This is a genomic window from Streptacidiphilus cavernicola (genome assembly GCF_042510955.1).
Taxonomy (GTDB): domain Bacteria; phylum Actinomycetota; class Actinomycetes; order Streptomycetales; family Streptomycetaceae; genus Streptacidiphilus; species Streptacidiphilus cavernicola.
In genome coordinates this window covers 26,962-45,529 of record NZ_JBHFAB010000024.1, presented here as the reverse complement: position 1 = coordinate 45,529, position 18,568 = coordinate 26,962, and the positions used below count along the sequence as shown (strand labels likewise).

At 69.2% G+C, this 18,568-nt stretch carries 10 protein-coding genes; 2 read left to right on the top strand and 8 right to left on the bottom strand.

Translation table 11 applies throughout. The annotated features are described in order from the left end of the window. Positions 1 to 7: 7 nt before the first annotated feature. Together ACEZDE_RS26745 and ACEZDE_RS26740 are read right to left on the bottom strand one after the other, a co-directional pair. The gene (locus ACEZDE_RS26745; RefSeq protein ID WP_380541003.1) at positions 8 to 7,798 is read right to left on the bottom strand and encodes a LamG-like jellyroll fold domain-containing protein; all 7,791 of its coding nucleotides are present in this window, start codon (positions 7,796 to 7,798) and stop codon (positions 8 to 10) included. Positions 7,799 to 7,814: 16 nt separating this feature from the next. Next, positions 7,815 to 8,936 (bottom strand): hypothetical protein, encoded by a 1,122-nt coding sequence (locus tag ACEZDE_RS26740; protein ID WP_380541000.1) that lies wholly within the window; start codon positions 8,934 to 8,936, stop codon positions 7,815 to 7,817. Positions 8,937 to 9,446: 510 nt separating this feature from the next. Between ACEZDE_RS26740 and ACEZDE_RS26735 the strand changes: the two genes are divergently transcribed. Further along, positions 9,447 to 9,959 (top strand): hypothetical protein, encoded by a 513-nt coding sequence (locus ACEZDE_RS26735; RefSeq protein ID WP_380540998.1) that lies wholly within the window; start codon positions 9,447 to 9,449, stop codon positions 9,957 to 9,959. 299 nt (positions 9,960 to 10,258) lie between these two features. Here ACEZDE_RS26735 and ACEZDE_RS26730 read toward each other — a convergent pair whose 3' ends face one another. Next, positions 10,259 to 11,194, bottom strand: coding sequence for an SDR family oxidoreductase (locus tag ACEZDE_RS26730; RefSeq protein ID WP_380540995.1), 936 nt, complete (start codon positions 11,192 to 11,194; stop codon positions 10,259 to 10,261). Between the two features lie 98 nt (positions 11,195 to 11,292). On the opposite strand from ACEZDE_RS26730, the gene ACEZDE_RS26725 reads away from it, so the two are divergent. Continuing rightward, a complete protein-coding gene (locus tag ACEZDE_RS26725) occupies positions 11,293 to 11,862 on the top strand; it encodes a TetR family transcriptional regulator (RefSeq protein WP_380540992.1) in 570 nt (189 codons plus the stop codon). A 7-nt stretch (positions 11,863 to 11,869) separates the two neighbouring features. Here ACEZDE_RS26725 and ACEZDE_RS26720 read toward each other — a convergent pair whose 3' ends face one another. The 5 genes from ACEZDE_RS26720 to glgP form a co-directional block, all read right to left on the bottom strand. After that, entirely contained in the window at positions 11,870 to 12,625 is a 756-nt protein-coding gene (locus ACEZDE_RS26720) for a hypothetical protein (protein WP_380540989.1), read from the bottom strand. Further along, entirely contained in the window at positions 12,622 to 13,260 is a 639-nt protein-coding gene (locus tag ACEZDE_RS26715) for a hypothetical protein (protein WP_380540987.1), read from the bottom strand. Before ACEZDE_RS26715 ends, ACEZDE_RS26720 begins: the two co-directional genes overlap by 4 nt. Then, positions 13,241 to 14,470, bottom strand: coding sequence for a hypothetical protein (locus tag ACEZDE_RS26710; RefSeq protein ID WP_380540984.1), 1,230 nt, complete (start codon positions 14,468 to 14,470; stop codon positions 13,241 to 13,243). The genes ACEZDE_RS26715 and ACEZDE_RS26710 overlap by 20 nt, the downstream gene beginning before the upstream one ends. Positions 14,471 to 14,472: 2 nt before the next feature. Continuing rightward, a complete protein-coding gene (locus tag ACEZDE_RS26705; protein ID WP_380540981.1) occupies positions 14,473 to 15,123 on the bottom strand; it encodes a hypothetical protein in 651 nt (216 codons plus the stop codon). A 187-nt stretch (positions 15,124 to 15,310) separates the two neighbouring features. Continuing rightward, positions 15,311 to 17,995 carry an alpha-glucan family phosphorylase gene (gene glgP / locus ACEZDE_RS26700; RefSeq protein WP_380540978.1) on the bottom strand — a complete coding sequence of 895 codons (2,685 nt, stop codon included), beginning with the start codon at positions 17,993 to 17,995 and terminating at the stop codon, positions 15,311 to 15,313. Positions 17,996 to 18,568 lie beyond the last annotated feature (573 nt).

The following is an 18,568-nucleotide window of genomic DNA, read 5'->3' as shown; positions in this document are numbered from 1 at the left end:
CTCCTCCTTACTTGATGACGTCGCCCAGGTTGACACCGTTGGCACCGTAACTGTTATCCACTCCCAGTGTCCTATTGATTCCGGTCGTCCCATTCGGCCACGTCCCCCTGGCTGTCATTTCGAAGCGGTAGGGCACCTTGCTGGAGTCCGATCGATAGAGCGGGATCACTGTATAGAGAACACTCTGCCCAGCAAGTGCTGCCTTCCTCACGTCACGCTCCATAGCTGCCATATTGCTGTATCCGAGGGTCCCCGGTGAACGGTCAAAGGTGTTGCTCCCGCGGAAGCAAGTGGCGAGATTGCGCTGGTCCGTTCCGGATCCGCCCAGCGAGTCGGCGATGAGGTGGCAGGCGTTGATCGTCTTGTCAGCGTCGAGACCCATGACCTGATCAGCATAATCCTGCGCTTCGCTGTAACCGGAGAGGTTGGCGCGCGCCGTACTGCTGACAGGAGAAGTCCCCGAAGGGCGAATGCTGTTCTTGGTGACGCATGCCTGCATGCCGGTAGCACGGTCGGCGCTGTCCGTTGGGAGCGGTATCTGCCAGCCGTCGTCCGAGCCGCCTGAGCAGTTCTGGTTCAGTGACTTCTTGGGCAGGTTGCATCCCACGACTACGCAGACGGCAGCGGTCGTCAGCGCCGAACCAAAGGCCAGTACACCATTCCTGAGGCTGGTGTTGATGTTGATGTTGATGTTCGCGCCGGGCGGGTTGGAAACGGCGGTGGAGTGGACGGTGAGGGTGGACTTGCCGATGCCGGCGGTGATCCGCCTGGCGTTGGCCAGGATGGCGGCGGCTCGGGCCCGGGCTGCGGCGGCGGCTGCGGCCGCTGCCGCAGCCGCTGCCGCTGCCGCGTTGCCCGCTCCGGTCCCGCCGCCACCACCGCCACCACCGCCACCACCGCCGAATCCGGCGCACGGGTCACCGCCGATGAAGGGGCCGCATCCCCAGTGTGTGGAGGAGCCTGAGGTGAGGAACATGGAGTTGGAGAAGGTATAGGTCGTGTGCGTGCTGGTGGAGGACGCCGAGGAAGCGGATGACGAGTGCGAGGACGAGTTCTGGAAGTACTTGTACCCGGCCCAGGCGGAGCCGCCGACCAGGATTGTCCCGGCGGTGACCCAGCCGACCGGGTTCCAGTCGTCGAGTCCGTTCGCCGCCTCCGCGCCGCCCATCCAGTCGAGGACGGACCACGCGGCCGCGGCATTATGTCCGCTGGGGTCGGTGTTCAACAGCGGATTGTCGTTGCCGTAGCTGAACGGGTTCGCGTTGGCGCTGGCGCCGACGGCGGGGTTGTTCACGGTGTCGGCCGAATCGAAGGCGCCGTTGCCCGGGGTGTACCAACGGGCACCCATATCGACCTGGCCGGTGGCGGTGTCGGTGTAGCCGCTCTGGTAGCCGACATCACCGGAGAGTGTGGCCCCGGACGCAACGGTGCCCCAGGGGTCGTAGGCAGCGGATCCAGCAAGTGCCGCACCGGTTGCGGTGAACTGGCCGACAAGGTCGGTGTGGGCGTCAGTCCAGGCCAGGGTCGCACCCTGGCCTGCGGTGTTCTCGCCGACGAGCGAGCCGGAGGAATCCCGGCTGTAGGTGGTGGTGCCGTCGGAGGCGATGTCGTTGCCCTCGCCCGAGTAGGTGATGGCGGCTCCGCCGACGCTGGTGGCACGTCCCAATGCGTCATAGGAGTAACTGGTGGCGCCGGCCGATGCCTGCTGCCCGAAGGCATCGAAGGTGTAGGCCATCGTGGAGTTGGTGCCGGTGACTGTCTTCCCTGTGAGGGTACCGCGAGCGCTGTAGCTGTAGTTCGCGGTTCCGTCGGAAAGGAGTTGGTTGTGGGTGTCGTAGAGGTTGTGGACGCTGCCTGCGCTGAGGCGGTTGCCGTTGTCGTCGTAGGTGTAGTCGGTCGTCGTGGCGCTGCCGCCCGCCGGAGTGTTGCTCCATGAGGTGAGGCGTCCGGCTTGGTCGTATCCGTAGGCGCTGGTTCCGGGGCTCGTGAATCCGGTGGTCGTCTTGGACGTGAGTTCGTCGCCTGCGTTGTACTGGTAGCCGATGGAGGCGACGGTGTTCCCGGTCGGGCTTTCCAGGGTGTCGCTGTTCAGGCGGTGCAGGCTGTCGTAGCCGAACGCGCGTGAGTCGTTGCCGCTGCCGTAGGTGACGTCCGTGGGCTGCGAGAGGCTGTTGTAGCTGTAGGAGAGCTGGGCCCCGGTCGCGGCGTCGTCGGTGGTGGCGAGGCGACCGTCGGTGTCGTAGCTGTAGGTACTGGTTCCTGATGCGTCGGCCCGCGTCAGCGGAGAGCCGTCGGGGTTGTAGGTGAAGGAACTCGAACCGGCTTGACCGGTGGCAGCCAGGAGTTGTCCCAGGGCGTTCGTGTTGTAGTTCTCCTGGACGGAACCGACCGAACTGGAGACGAGATGCTGGTTGAGAGAGTAATCGAAGCCCCGTGTCGCGGTCGGTGCGTCGGCCCCGGTCCCGCTCTGAGCGGTCAGGTCGCCCAGTGCGTCGTAGGAGTCCGAGAGGGTGACGCCCCCTGGAAGGTACTCGTCAGCGGTTCGCCCCTCAGCGTCGTAGGCGTAGTAGGTGGTGGAGTCCGCCGGATCCGGCAGGGCGCTCGTCACCGGCAGCTGCTTGGACTCGGGAAGGCCCCACGGGGTGTAGGTGGAGTACGTGGTCTGTCCGTTGCCGTCGGTGTACGCGGTCTGGTCGCCCCCCGCGTCGTAGCCGTAGCTGGTAGTGATCGAGTGGGCGGGGGAGGTCGGCTCGTTCTGGCTGATTAGTTCGCCGAGTGCGTCGTAGCCGAAGGACTCCTTGGCCTGGAGCGCGTTGGTGGTCGAGAGCAGGTTGCCGTCGGCGTCGTAGCTGGCGCTGGTGGAGCGCAGGGTGGTGCCGTTCTTGTCCTGGTCGGTGGTAGATGTCTGTCGGCCGGCGGCGTCGTAGCCGGCGAGTTGGATGCTGCCGTCCGGCAGAACCGTCCTGGTCGTGTCTCCGAGCAGGTCGTGGCTGAACTGCGTGGTGTCTCCGGTGCTGTCGGAGGACGTTGTCTGCTGTCCGAGGGCGTTGTAGGTGTAGCTGGCCTTCACACCGGTGACCGATGTGGTTGAGGTGGTGTTTCCGGCCGCGTCGTAGCCGATGGTCGATTGCACCTTGCTGGTGCTGCTGGAGGAGAGGTACACGTAGGACCAGGTGCTCTGCGGCCGTCCGAGGTCGTCGGTGGACTGGTGCGTCAGCGAACCGTAGGGCGAGTCCGAGGTCAGCTGGTTCCCTGCGAGGTCGTAGCTGTAGGTCCAGGTGCCGCGGGTCATCGTTCCGCTGATGCTGATGGGGGGGTTGGTCTGCGAGACGCGGTCACCGAGTTGGTCGTAGGCGTAGTCGGTCTCGTTCCCTGAGGGATCGACCTGCTGGATGAGGTTTCCGTCAGCGTCCCAGTTCCAGGCTGTGGTGGCCAGCAGCGTGCCGGTCGAGCCGTGCGGAGTGTAGGCGGGCAGGGTGGTCGCGCTCTTGCGGCCGTCCCTGTCGTAGGCCGTGACGGTGATGTTGCCGTTGGCGTCCTCGGACTCGGTGGGCTCGCCGAAGGTGTCGTAGCCGGTCAGTGTCGTCGGAGAAGCCGTACTCTTGCTGCCGTCCACAGGCGAGGTGGTGGTGACCTGGGGTAGGACGGTGCTGAAGAGGTCGCCCACCTCGTCGTAGGTGTAGTTGATGGTGAGCTGCTTGGGATCCGTCATGGTGAGCGCCAGGCCGCGCGCGTCATAGGTCCATGAAGTGGTGAGCGAGGTGGTGGCGTCGACGTACTGCGCGGCCGACTTCCTGTCACCGTCACCGTAGTAGGTGTAGGTCCACGCCTGCGGGGTGTCTCCCGCCGCGTCCGTCTCCTTGGATGTGAGCACGTGCGAGTCGGCGTCGTAGGTGTAGCTGGTCGCCTGGTCGGCACCGCCCGGATCGACGGTCGAGATGAGGGGGCGGTCGTCGGCGTCGTAGGTTTTCTGGCTGGTGAGCGCACCATTCCTGGTGACCTGTGCGGTCAGATTGCCGGCGCTGTCGTAGGTGTCCTGCTCGTCGACGTACACCGTGCCGCCGGACCCGGTGTCAGTGACCTGCTGGGTAAGGCCGTTGTCGTAGTAGGTGTGGGTTGTAGTCACACCGATGGCATTGGTGACCGAGTACAGGCGGCCGTTCGGATAGTACGTTCGGTTGTCCAGCAGTTGCGGTGCGCTGGTGGACTCGGTAGCGGACGAGCCCGTGTAGTTCTCCAGCGTGGTGGTCAGCAGGTGGCCGTCCGCGTCGTAGGTGTAGGCGTACTGCTGACCGCGTGGCTTGGTTTCGCCGCTCACGTTCCCGTACGTGTCGTAGCTGAACAGGGTCTCGTTCAGCAACGGGTCCTTGGTGCTCTGCAACTGCCCCAGGGTGTTGTAGGAATCCACGGTGGTCCGCGGGGCGTCGCCGCCGGTGAGGTCGGAGACGGTGGTGGTCAGCGTGTTGCCGTCCGGGTCGTAGGTATAGGTCGTCTGCTTGGTGTGGACGGTCCCGTTGTTCACGTTGTCGGTGACCGCCGGGTCGGTTTCGGTGAGCACCCGGCCGAGTGGGTCGTAGGTGTACGAGGTCACCGGCAGGTAGGCGGTCGCTCCCAGGGTCTTCGTCAGTACCCGGCCGAGTCCGTCGTAGGTGAACGTAGTGTCCATTCCGCGTGGGTCGACCACCACGGCCAGATCACCGTCGTCGTAGTACTCGTAGTTGGTCTGTGCCCCGCCGGGTGTGGTGGTGGAGTCAACCAGCCCTGCGGGAGCGGTGGTGCCCGGAATCCATGCACCGGTGCTGCTGGTGGTGTAGGTGTTGGTGGTAGTCAGGCCGCTGGTGTGGCCAGTCACGGGTGGGGTGGTCTCGGTGAGTTTGTTGCCGTTGGTGTCGTAGGTGTAGCTCGTGCGGTAGGTCGCGTCCGTAGCGCTGGAAGAGCGGCCGTCGGACGACGTGAGCATCTGGTCGTTGCGCGGGTCCGTCACCGATCCCGTGTCCAGGTAGTACGTGTAGTACGAGGTGGAGCACTTGGAAGCGGACTTGTCCTGGCAGGTAGTCCGCGAAACGGTGTTGCCCCGTGCGTCGTGCCCGGTCGTCGTCACGTCACCGCTGGGGTCAGTGACCGTGTAGAGGAAGCCCTGCGTGTCGTACCCGTACGAGGTGGTTCCGTCGGTGCCGTCCGTACTGGACAGGACACGGCCGCCGTGGGAGAGGTCGAAGGTGCTGGACAGTGCGTGGGAGCCGGGGTCGGTGATGGTGACGGTCTCGGTGGCGATGGTTCCGGACGAGGCCTTGTATCCCGCCCACAGGGCCGAGACCTGGCTCGCGCTCAGGGAGTGCGTGTACAGGGCCGGTTCGGCCATGGTCCCGGTGAAGTAGGCCGTGGTGTTCGCGGGCAGGCCGTCCCAGCCGGTGCCGGTGGTGACCGCGCCGAGGTACAGGTAGGGCATGGCGGTGATCGCCAGGCTGGTCGGGCTGCTGGTGTCGGCCTGCTTGCCGTCCAGGTAGAGCACCTGCTTGGTGGGGGTGGCGGTGAGCGCGGCGTGGTGCCACTTGCCGTCGGTGACCGTTCCGGAGGTGCTCATCTGAGTCGCACCGCTGCCCCAGAATTTGCCGTAGAGCTTGTCGTCGGTGCCGACCCACAGCACCGGGACCCGGGAGGTGGCCGAGGTGCCGGCGGACAGGGTGTCGGACATCATCCCCAGCAGTACCCCGCCGCCGGTCGTGGTCTTGAACCACACCTGCGCGGAGGCCCCCGAGGTCGCCGCGCTCAGGTCCTGGGGCAGGTCGACGTAGGAGTCGGTGCCGTTGAAGGTGGCGGCCGTGGGCGCGGTGGCATCGGAGGCGGTGAAGGGCCCGTCGACGCCGAGGGAGGCGTCGTTGTAGGTGCCGTCGTCGCCGTTGACCTCGTCCGCCGCGTACTGCGAACCGCTCTCGTCGCCCAGGCGCCAGTACCCGATCGGGTCGGCGCCGAGGACCGCCGAGCGGAACACCGAATTCGAGCCGGCGACACTCGGGCTGCCCAGGGTGTAGGTCCCGCCGTCCTGGTCCGTGACCGAGGTCAGCCGCTCGGCTGCGGTGTCGTAGGACACCTGGTCCTGGACGTCACCGGACGGCAGGACGGCCTGGGTCAGCAGGGCGGCCGCACTGGTGCCGGCGGCGTTCAGCCCACTGACCTGTGTGGCTGTCAGTTCATGGTTGTACAGGGCGGCATCGGTGATTGATCCGGTAAAGTAGTTGTATCCCTTGGCGGGCTGCTGGGGCCAGTCCGCGGAGGAGTAGCCCGCCCCTATGTAGTCGTAGGTCTGGGACAGGTTCTCGATGGTTCCGCTGACCGAGCCCTGTGCGACGCCGTCCAGGTAGAGGGTCTGGGTGTCGCCCGCCGCCGAGAGCACCGCGAAGTGCCAGGCGTTGTTGTCCACCTTGCTGCTGGAGGTGACGCCCTGAATGGATCCGGTGTAGAAGCCACCGTGCAGTTTGCCGTCGGTTCCCACGTACAGCGACGCGGTGGCCTGGCTCGGAGCCGTCGACGATCCCATGGCCGCGTTCTGCTCAGTAAACAGTTGGCCACCGTCGGTCGAGGTCTTGAACCACAGGGCGACCGAGAGATACGTCTGGCCGGTGACCAGCGACTGCGGAAGCCGCACGTAGGACGAAGTCCCGTTGAAGCCCGCGGAGGTCGCCGTCGACCCCGCCAGCGGGTCACCGGCCGCGCCCGTGGTCACATGCGTGTACGTGGCGGCATCGGTCTGCTCGTTGGCCAGGACCGAGGACGCCGCCGTGCCGCTCCCGGCAGGCTCGTCCAGCCGCCAGTAGGAGTGCGGGTCCGCGTCCAACGCGGCTTCGGGGTAGTTCGAGCCGGCCTCGTAGGTGTAGCCGTAGCACGAGGACGAAGGCGTGGTCGAGGAGTCCTCGGACGGCGGGCACACCGAGGTGAGCTGGTCACCGGTATAGCGGTACGACCACACCACCGCCGTGCTCGGATCGTCCTGGGTCGCGTCGTCCGTCGTCACCGTGGACACATGCGCGTGCTTGGCGCCCGAGGGCGTCGTCCAGGCGAAGTGCAGGGACCGCTGGGAGACGTTGTTCTCCACCTGCGTCAGCTCGTGCGAGGAGTTGTAGGTCAGGCTCTCCGACAAACCCGCGTGCGTGGTGGTCTTCGACAGCAGCCAGGTATTCGTACCCCCCGCAGTGCCGAAAGTGTAGGTGGTACCCGAGGTGTCGGTCAGGGTGTAGCCGCCGCCGGAGACGGCGACCAGTGTGGACGAGGTGCCCATCGGTGGGGTGTAGCCCGACGCCGAGTACCCCCAGCGCTGCTGCTTGCCGCCTTGGTCGGTGATGACGACGTTCTTCGACCCGTCGTCGTCCATGACCGCGCGCATGTCGGCCAGTGAGGACCAGCCCGCCCCGAACGCGCCGAAGGTCCGCACGTCCAGTGAGTTGTAGTCGCGTACCACCGACAGCACAGGCCCGGCCGTGGCCACGGACGCGTCGGTCGTGCTGGTGGTGAAGTTGCCGACTTCCTCGTCGTAGCCGTGGCCGGAGTTCTGCGCCAGCCGCGAGGCAATCAGAGGCTGCGAGACCGTCGTCGTAAACGCCTGGGCCGCACTGGTCTTGGTCGACCAGCCGTCGTAGGCCGACACCGTCCAGTAGTAACTTCCGCTCCAGGCCAGCTTGCCGGACGGCACCGCCCAGTCGGCCGCGGCGTGGAAGCCGGAGTCGACCAGCTTAGTACCGGAAGAACTGTAGACCGCGAAGTCGTACGTCAGAGACGCGTTGGGCCACTTGTCCGGGTCCACCGCCTGGACCTGCAGTTCAGGGGTGAGAGTGCGCGCCTGCGTCGTAGGTGCCGATCTTCAATACCGAACTGGACGAGAAGTCCTCCGAGTACGGGTACTCGGCGTACGTCGTGTCGTTCTGCCCGGAGGTCGACAGGGCCACTGTGGGGTCCACCGTGACCGGGAACTGGATCTGCGAGCCCGCCAGCCACGACGGGTCCAGCGACATCCTGATCGCCGGAGAGCCGTCCACCGTCTCAACCGAGTAGCCGACCGACCAGTTCTCATGGCGCTCACCGGAGACCGGATCCACATACGAGTCGTACGCATACGCCTTGGGCAGCGTCGCCACCACCGCCCCCGAGCCGTCCGTCAGCTCGATCGTCCCGTCCGCCGCCGTGGTTAGGGACAACCCGGAGAGCTGCAGCGGAAAGACCCACGACGTGGGGGCCGCCGCCGAGGCCAGCACCAGAGTCTCCTTCACCCCTCCGGCTGTCGGCTGCAGGACGAGATTCGTGTCCGGGAGAATCGCGTCGTACTCCGCCGAGGAACCCGACACCGCGGCCGCCACATCGCTCGCGCCCGCAAGCGACCACGACACCGACTCCGACGGCGAAATGGCCATCGTCGCCAGCGGCCCCGACGACGATCCGCCCGCAACGACCGAGTCCGCCTGCACCGCACCACTGACACGCCACGCCAGCGCCCCACCCGCAGCCGACACCCCGTACGAGGCATCACGCACAGGAGCCGCCGACGAGGTGGACTTCGCGCCCGATGGCGCGGACGCAGAAGGGGAGGCGGACGGGGACGGCGAGGCGGACGACGTGGGCGCAACCGCACTGCCACCGGCGGCAGCGGCGAAGGAAACCCCGAACGAGTTCGCCTTCTGCTGCCAGCGCCCGTCACCGGACTTCCCCAGCCGAAGATCGACGGGCTGCCAATCACCCTTCGAGTCACGGTAATTGACGTCGCCCTGGAACACTCTGCGGGTGAACGAGCCGTCAGAATTCTGGTAGTAATCGAACTTGGCCCCGGACTTCGACGCCACCCGCTTCGAGGTCGCCGCGACAAAGCCTTCGCGCTGCTTGCCGGACGATCCGTCAGGAGCACGGGGCGGCCGGAACTGCGACGCCGCCGCCAACTGCCCCTTGGCCACACCAGGCTTCGACCCCGACGGACGCCCAGCCCCGCTGCGGGCGCGGCGCACATCGGATGCCGTACCGGTCTTCGACCTGGGCCCCGAGCCGTCAGGAGCCGCGAGCCACCTCGTCAGACCCGACACTGCGGACCCCAACGAAGGAGTGGGCTGCGTAGCGGCGAACGCCGCCATGTCCTGAGCCCAGAACGCCAGCGACATCGCGCCGACCGCAACCCAGGACTGCCAACGCGAAACCCGCCGCACCACGTACCAACCTTCGAATCGTCAAACCGCAGCATCACCACACCGAAGGCACAAGGAACCCGCAGCACGAACCACCACAGCTATCGAAGGAATGCATCACTCAGCAAGATCGCAAGCTGATTCGTAATCTCATAATCATCAAACTGTGATCATATTTCCTACATACCTTCGCATTTCATCAGGGACGGAACCCCAAGGACCGGGTCCTCTCCGGACTTGGCTAGGATCCAGCTCGCGAAATGAGACGCAAGGAGGCTCAGGCGCATGCGCCCGACGATCACACGACGAATAGCAGCGCTCACCACAGCCGCCACCCTCGTACTGGGGGCTGGAACCTGGGTGGTCATCGCCACGATCAACCGTCCCAGCGACACCCCCCGGCCACCATCACCGGTGTCCATGATCGACACTGAACACAGGGCCTGCTTCCTCACCGCAGCCGACACAGACCCCCAAACCGCAACAGCCACTTGGACGTCACTCACCGCAGCAGCCAAGAGCTGGCACGGCCTGCTCCTCCAACGGTTCACCGTCCCCACCGCCACGAAGCCCACCGCATACCTCACCACCCTCACCCAGATGCGCTGCAACGTGATCATCACCATCGGCGACCAACTCCGCAACGCAACCGCTGCCGACGCAGAAACCAACCACACGAACACCCACCTGGTAGTCATCGACTCCCACCCCGTCAACGCCCCCGGCGTGACCAACCTGACACCGGCACAAGCGAAGAACCCCACCACTCTGAACCACGCCCTCACCGGCACCCCCTGACACAGACCACGGCGACGCCAACACTCAGCCGCAGTCCCACTCCGTACATGCTGATCCCTCCCACATCATCAGCCTCCGCGCCCCACTGCCACTGACCCGCTATGACAAGACTCCGGACAGCTACCTCGCCGGCCTCCGCTTACGCGGATCGATGATCTGGATCAAAGAACTCACCCTCACTACTCATTGATCACGACTCAATACGGGCCCTAGCAGGGTGCTCACTTCACGCGAAATCAGGCAACCCCGCATGAGTCATTGCGCACGAAACCGTGGAACCTAGACGTACCGGCGGCGGGTCAGCCGGTCGGCGCGGTGAAGTAGTGGCCCTTGTCGAGGTCTTCGAGCAGGCCGGGGTGGAGCGGCTGCCAGCCGAGGAGTTCGCGGGTCAGGGCGCTGGACACCGGGCTGTCGATGGAGAGCGGTCCGGCCAGCCAGCCGAAGTGGGCGGGCGCGTCCGCGGGGGCCACCGAGGCGGTCGGCAGGCCGAGGTGACGGCCGATCGCCTCGGCGACGGTGCGGAGGGTCACGCCCTCGTCCGCGACGGCGTGCAGCGTCGAACCGGCCGGGGCCTGCTCCAGCGCCAGCCGGAACAGGTTCGCGGCGTCGAGGCGGTGCACCGCGTTCCAGCGGTTGGCGCCGTCGCCGATGTAGCCGGCCGCGCCCTTGTTCCGGGCGGTGGCGACCAGCATCGCCATGAAACCGGTGTCCCCGTCGCCGTGGACGGTCGGGGAGAGCCGCACCACGGAGGAGCGGACGCCCCGGTCGGCGAAGGCGATCGTCTTCCAGGAGTTCGCGTGCCGGATCTCCGCGCCGGGGAACAGCGACGGTTCGCTTCCCTCGGTCTCCTGCCCGTCCCGCTCGGTCGCGAGCCGCCCGGGGGCGAGCCCGAGCGTTCCCGAGGCGATGACGAACGGCCGGTCGGAGCCCGCCAGCGCCTCGCCGAAGGTCTCGATGGCGAGCCGGTCCGCGTCGGCGGCGCCGTGGAAGTCGCCGGTGAAGGCGATGTCGTGCTTGAACGCGAGGTGGATCACGCCGTCCGAACCGGCGGCGGCGTCGCGCAGGGTGTCGAGGTCGTCGAGGGTGCCCCGGACCACTTCGGCGCCGGCCGCGGTGAGGGCGTCGGCGGAGCTGTCCGAGCGGGCCAGCCCGACGACCTGGTGGCCGGCGCCGATCAGCTCGGGAACGACGGCGGAGCCGATCCAGCCGGACCCGCCGGTGACGAAAACGCGCATGGGAAAGCCTCCAGGCTTGCGGTTGCGGTCACTGATGTCAGCGACTGCCATCAGCCTACCTCTGATGTCAGCTGCTGTCATCACATAGAATGGCGCGCATGGGTCGATGGGAACCGAACGCGCGAGGCCGGCTGGCACAGGCAGCACTGGAGCTGTACCTCGACCGCGGGTTCGAGCAGACCACGGTGGCGGAGATCGCCAAGCAGGCCGGGCTCACCGAGCGGACCTTCTTCCGCTACTACACCGACAAGCGCGAGGTGCTGTTCTGGGGGGCGGGCGAACTGCAGCGGACCCTGGTCGAGGCCACCGCGGGCGCCCCCGCCACGGCGACGCTGATCGGCGCGGTCGCCGCGGGGCTGGACGCGGCCACCGCCACGTTCGAGGAGCACCGCGAGGCGTCCCGTCGGCGTCAGAGCATCATCAGCGCCAACGCGGAACTGCGGGAGCGCGAGCTGATCAAGCTCGCCTCGCTGGCCACGGCGATGGCCGAAGCGCTGCGTCAGCGCGGGGTCGCGGACCTGGCCGCGAGCCTGGCCGCCGAAGCCGGGATCGCGGTGTTCAAGATCGCATTCGAGCGCTGGATCGATCCGGCCAACCAGCGCCCGTTCTCACTCCTCATCCGGGAGTCGCTGGACGAGCTGAAGACCGTGGCCTCGGGCGGCTACTGACCCGGCGTCAGCCGAGGGCGCTCCTGATCGCGGAGCGGGCCGGGGCAGGGACGGCGGGCGCCGGGACAGTTGGCCCCGGAGCAGTCGGCGCGGGGGGCGTCACCGCGGCTGCCGCCTCGGCTTCCACCGCCGGAAAGCGGAGGCTGCGCAGCAGGTCGGCCAGCACCGGGCAGTACGCGTCCCAGTGCCGGACGCTGGGGGTGCTGAAGGTGACCACGAGCATCGTCCGGCCGGCCGGGTCCACCGCCCGCGGCACCGGGAGGTACGCCTGCAGCGTGGCGACCGGCAGCGGCAGGTCGGCCGGGGCGCCCAGGTCGGCAGCGGGCAGCAGCAGGCCGGTCGAGGACTCGATCACCACCGCCGCGGGACCGGCCGGAAGGTCGTAGCGGTCGGCGGTGCGCCGGTCCGAGCCCTGGCCGCGCCGCCTGATCCGGACCACGCCCTCGACCGCGGTCCCCGGGTCCGCGCAGTCAGCCTCGATCCGGGCCAGCGTCAGCGAAGAGAGCGTCAGTTCCCCGTCCAGCAGGCCCAGGCAGCCCGCCGCGTAGAAGACGCCCTCCTGTTCCAGCAGCTCGGACGCCGCCAGGTACTCCGCCACGGCGGCGTCCAGCCGGGCGGCCGGGACGGTCGCCAGCGCGTCGGGGCCGAGACGGGCCGCGACCGCGGCGGCGGCCTCCTCGGCGGAGGCCCCGGTCAGGATCTCCCGGAAGTCCGACGGCAGTCGGAAGTCGACCTCGAACGCGGCGGGGGCGGGGCTGCTCACTGCGGTGTCCCTTCCGGGTGCTCGGCGGTGTCCGGGTGCTCGTTGCTGTCCGAGCGCGCGATGGTGTCCGGTGGCGCGGTGGGCGGGTGCACCTGGCGGGACGGGCCCGGCCGGGGGCCGCGCAGCTCGTACGGCTGCCGGTCGAGCCATCCGCCGCCGCCCGGGTCGCCGTCCCGGGCGCGTGGGCGGGTCAGCGCCTGGCGCTCCAGCTCGCGTTCCATCGAAGGGACCGCGAGCAGGGTGTCCGGCGGAACCACCAGCCGGACGTCGGGCCGCCAACCCGGCGGGTTGAAGCCGTCCCCGCCGACCACCCACTCCACCCCGGACACGAAGCCGGGATCGGACGCCGGGTCGCGCATCCAGCCGGCCATCCGGCGGGCCGCCGGATCGTCGTCGCGGACGAAGTGCATCAGCATCGCGAGCCGGGGCTTCGGCACCGGATCGACGTGGCTGAAGCGGTAGCCGTAGAGCGAGGCGATCCAGATCGCCAGCACCGGCGGCGGCTGGTACGGCGGCCCGGCGAAGGTCACCGCGTCCCGGTCCAGCAGCAGTTGCGCCGCGAAGGGCTCGAACCTGACCCCGCCGTACCCCGCGCCGTGCCCGGCTCCGTACACCTCAGCCGCCGCTTCCGGCACGGGCCTGGGCCGCCTCGCGGTCCTCGGCGCTGCCGTGCTTCCAGGCGTTCTCGAAGCCGACCGCGAGTATCCCGGCCCCCGGCGCCACCACGTTCCCGACGCCCAGCTCGGCGGCCTGACGGGTGTTGTGCGGGACGAAGTAGCCCAGGCCGGTGGGGTTGTCGGCGGTGTCCTTCAGCGACAGGCTGAGCCCGGCCGCGTTCAGCGCGCCGCTGAGCTTGTCGCCCTGAGCCACCGCCCTGATCACCCCCGGGACCTTGGTGCCCGCCTCGGCGGCCTTGCCCACGGCCTCGGCGGACTTGCCGAAGCCCAGGGTGGCCACCCCGATCCCGTCCTCCAGCAGGGTGGTGTCCGACACCGGCGCCCCGGCCGCCTTGGCCACCAGGTGCGCGGTGAGCGCGCCGCCGGCCAGCACCGAGGAGGTCACGTCCAGGGCGGCGCCGACCGGCGCCAGCGGGGTGCAGTCGAGCACGCAGCCGAGGATCCCGACCGCGGTGCTGGCGGTGGCCAGCATGTCGCCGACCGCGTTGATCGCGTTGGCGTGCGCCTTCACCCAGTTCCCGACGTCCTCGGCCAGCTTGATCTGACTCCGGACCAGGTCCTCCATCCCGTCCATGATCCGGTGGAAGAAGCCCGGTCCGGACGGGGCGAGGTGGGCCGCGCGCTCGACCGCGGCAGCCACCGACTCGGCCAGGCCGCGGTGCTGCTCCAGCAGCCGCTTCGCCTGCTCGACCAGGCCGTCGAGCTCGGCCTCGGCCCGGTTCAGGGTCGCGGTGGCGGCCTGGTAGCGGCGCTCCGCCTGCTCAAGCTCGGGGCCGGTGGTGAAGGTCTGCCCGGCCAGGCCGAGATCGGGAGAGCCCTGCGCCTGCTGGACGTTCCGGCGCGCGGCCTCGGCCTGCGCCTCCAGTTCCCGGGCCTGGTTCTTCATCCCGCCGAGCTGGGACTGCCAGGACTCCAGCTCCTCGGCCGCCTCGCCGAAGGACTGCTGGGCGGTGTCCAGGTGCTGCGGCAGCTGGCCGACGCGCTGGGCGAAGCCCTCGGCGGCGGCACCCTGCCAGGCCTCGCCGCCGGAGGCGACCTGACGGACCGTCGCCAAGGCCTCGGCCAGCTCCTGCTGTGCTGTGGCCAGCGAGGAGGCCAGCGAAGCGACCGTGTCCAGCGAGCCGGGGGCCGGGTCGAACCCGATCCCGGGGAAGGCGTCGTCGCTCATGGTCACAACCCCCAACGGGAACGCGGGTCGGGGCGGTCGGGGTTCTGCTCAACGGGGGTGCCGCCGGCGCTGCCGCCGCTGCCGGGGCCGTCCGGCGAAGCCGGCGGTGGGGTGGAGGTGTTCTGCTCCGCTTCGCGCATGCGCTGCTCCTGCACCCGGCGGGCCTGCTCCTCGTCCGTCAGCCCACCGACCGCGCCGCCCTCGCCCTGGCCAAGACCGCCGCCGAGGCCGTCGCCCTCGCCCGCGCCTCCGCCCGAAGGCGGCGGCGGAGGAGGAAGCGCCGTGCCCTGACTGCCGTCAGGGGCGGGGAACATCTCGGTCCGCACACCGGACACGCCCGCTGCCGCGCCGCCTCCCCCGCCGAGGCTTCCGCCGAACGACCGGGTCACCTCGTCCTCGACCGAGAGGTACGCCTTCGCCGTCGCCGACAGCCCCTCGGCCAGCGCGTGCGTGGTCGTGCCGAGCTGCTTCAGCCCGTAGCCCCACTTGTCCCGGAACTCGCCGCAGGCCTTGTCCAGCGACGCTTCCCCGGTCTGCCCGTCGCCCGCCGAGGCCATCGCCGTCCGCGCGGACGCCATGCTGTCGACCGACGTCCCCAACTGGTCCGCCAGCGACGTCAGCCGCGCCGGATCGACCTCGAACCCTGACCCCATCGCCCGCTCCCCCGTTCCCCGCGCCTGCCCGCCCGCAGGGATGATGCTCTGTCACTTCCGTTCCGTGGCAGCGTACCTGACATCCCAATGACCCAAGGGCAAGGGGCCACGGCCTGGTCCGCGTACGACCCGAGCCGTGGCCCCTCACCTGCAAACGCTTAAGCCAACGTCGAAACACCGAACCGCGCTACCGCAGCAGCCCCGAGTCCATCCCGCCCGACTCCGCCGGGACCGCGATCAGCCCCAGCTCCGCGCTGGAGGCCAGCAGCCGGTGCGCGGGCAGGATCCGGACGGTGTAGCCGAACGGCCCGGTGCTGCCCAGTTCCAACGGGCCCTCGTAGCGCCAGCGCCCGTCCAGGTCGGCCCGGTCGGCCGGCTTGAGCGAGACCGCCGTGGCGTCGGTGATCCGGTCCGCGTCGTCGACCCGCCCGGAGACCACCTGGACGTCCACGTCGGACGGGTCGAGCCCGTCCAGCGCGACATGGACCCGCAGCGGCAGGGTGCTGCCCAGCTCGGCGTGGTCCGCGTTGTCCGCGGTCTCGCCGTGGTCCACCCGGACCGACGGCCAGGCCGCCCGCACCCTGGACTTCCACTCCGCCAGCTCCCGCGCCTCCGCGTAGCCGCCGTCGCCGGCCAGGCCGCGCTTGGCCTCGGCGGCCGGGGTGTAGAGCCGCTCCACGTACTCCCGGACCATCCGTCCGGCCAGCACCTTGGGGCCGAGGGTGATCAGGGTGTGCCGGACCATCTCGATCCAGCGCGGCGGCAGCCCGTCCGTGCCCCGGTCGTAGAAGCGCTGGGCGACCTGGTGCTCGATCAGGTCGTAGAGCCCGGCCGCCTCGATGTCGTCGCGGCGGTCGGCCTCGGGGCCGTCCGGGTCCATGCTGCCCAGGCCCTCGGCGGTGGGGATGGCCCAGCCGTTGGAGCCGTCGTACCACTCGTCCCACCAGCCGTCGAGCACCGAGAGGTTCAGCCCGCCGTTGAGCGCGGACTTCATCCCCGAGGTGCCGCAGGCCTCCAGCGGGCGCAGCGGGTTGTTCAGCCAGACGTCGCAGCCGGGGTAGAGCGCCCCGGCCATGTCCATGTCGTAGTCGGGCAGGAAGACGATCCGGTGGCGCACCGCCGGGTCGTCCGCGAACTGGACCATCTGCTGGATCAGCCGCTTGCCGCCGTCGTCCGCCGGGTGCGCCTTTCCGGCCACCACGATCTGGATCGGCCGGGTCGGGTGCAGCAGCAGCCCGCGCAGCCGCTCCGGGTCACGGAGCATCAGCGTCAGCCGCTTGTACGAGGGCACCCGCCGGGCGAAGCCGATGGTCAGCACGTCCGGATCCAGTATCCCGGCGACCCAGCCCAGCTCGGCGTCGGTCGCCCCGCGCTGCCGCCAGGAGGCGCGGACCCGGTCCCTGGCCTCGTCCACCAGCTGCTCCCGCAGCTTGCGGCGCAGTTCCCAGATCTCCTGGTCGGGGATGGTCTCGATGCCGTGCCAGCGGGGCGACCCGCCGACCATCATCGCCTCTTCGGCGCGTCCGGCGCCGATCTCCTTGGCGCCGAGCCGGACCACCTCGGGGTCGATCCAGGTCGGCGCGTGGACGCCGTTGGTGACCGAGGTGATCGGCACCTCCTCGGCGTCGAAGCCCGGCCAGAGGCCGTTGAACATGCCCCGGCTGACCTGGCCGTGCAGGGTGCTGACACCGTTGGCCCGCTGGGCCAGGCGCAGGCCCATCGCGGCCATGTTGAACAGGTTGGGGTCGCCGCCGGGCCAGCTCTCCGAGCCGAGTGCGAGCACCCGGTCCGCCGGGACGCCGTCCAGCTGGGCATCGGCGGAGAAGTGGCGGCGCACCAGCTCGCGGTCGAAGCGGTCGATGCCGGCCGGGACCGGGGTGTGCGTGGTGAACAGCGTTCCGGCGCGGACCGCCTCCAGTGCGGTGTCGAAGTCCAGCGGGTCGGCCTTCTCGCTGACGCCGTCACCGGCCGCCAGCTCGCGGATCCGCTCGACGCCGAGGAATCCGGCGTGGCCCTCGTTGGTGTGGAACACCTCGGGGGCCTGGTGGCCGGTGAGCCGGCAGAAGGTGCGGACGGCGCGGACGCCGCCGATGCCGAGCAGCATCTCCTGGAGCAGCCGGTGCTCGCTGCCGCCGCCGTAGAGGCGGTCGGTGACGTCGCGTTCGGACGCGGCGTTCTCCTCGGTGTCGGAGTCGAGCATCAGCAGCGGGACCCGCCCGACCTGGGCCTTCCAGATCCGGGCGTGCAGTCGGCGGCCCCCGGGCAGGGCCAGCGACACGGTGCTGGGGCTGCCGTCCAGTTCGCGGAGCTGGCTGACGGCGAGTTCGTTGGGGTCGAGCAGCGGGTAGCGCTCCTGCTGCCAGCCCTCCCTGGACAGCGACTGGCGGAAGTAGCCGTGACGGTAGAGCAGGCCGACCCCGATGATCGGGACGCCCAGGTCACTGGCGGCCTTGAGATGGTCCCCGGCGAGGATGCCGAGGCCGCCCGAGTACTGCGGCAGGGTGGCGGTGATGCCGAACTCGGGGGAGAAGTAGGCGACGGCTGCGGGCAGGTTCGGTGCTTCGGGCAGGGCCTGCTGGTCCTGGTACCAGCGCGGTCCGGTGAGGTAGTCGCGCAGGTCGTCGGCGGCGTCGCCGAGCCTGCGCAGGAACCTGCGGTCGACGGCGAGGGCGGCCAGTCGCCGGGGGGCGACCTGGCCGAGCAGCCGGACCGGGTCGCGCCCGGCTGCCTCCCAGGTCTCCGGTTCCACCTCGCGGAAGAGGTCGCGGGTCTCCGGATGCCAGGACCAGCGCAGGTTGAGCGCCAACTCACCCAGGGCTTGAAGGGGTTCGGGCAGGACGGTGCGGACCGTGAAACGTCGGATTGCCTTCACCCAAGCGAAGATAGCGTGACCGGGGGCCGCTGCGAAGGAGGTCAGGGAGGCGCCCGACCCCGTTCGGAGCAATACTCAAGCGCTGGTTCAAGCGGGCTTGACGGGCCTTCACCCGGACGAGGGAGGCGCACGACGGCGCACGGGGGCGCGCGTTCATCCCACGGAAATCCCACCGTCTCGCAGCCGTCGCACGAATGGCTCGCACATACGCCCAAGTGCACCGAACTGGCGTTCAGCCCGGCTGAAACGTGCCGATACCCGTGCATGGAACCCCCGGACGGTGCGAGGATCGAGCCAGGTCGAGCGGACCTCGCCGAACCCTCCCAGGACGTCCCCCGAAAACCCCGCACAGGACGCGCGGTGCTGCGCGTGTCCCCCTCCGCACGTGGTCGTTGTACGCAGCGGTCCATCGCATCATCGCCAAGGCTCGGAGCGCGCGCACGCCGGTGCGCGCTCCGGCGCGTTCGGGCGCATACGAGCGATCGACGGGCGCACACCAGGTTGACGATCAGGTCCCGGGGAAGGTTCTCGGGGTCACCCGTTCGGGGGCAGGAGCGGGACCGATCGACAGTC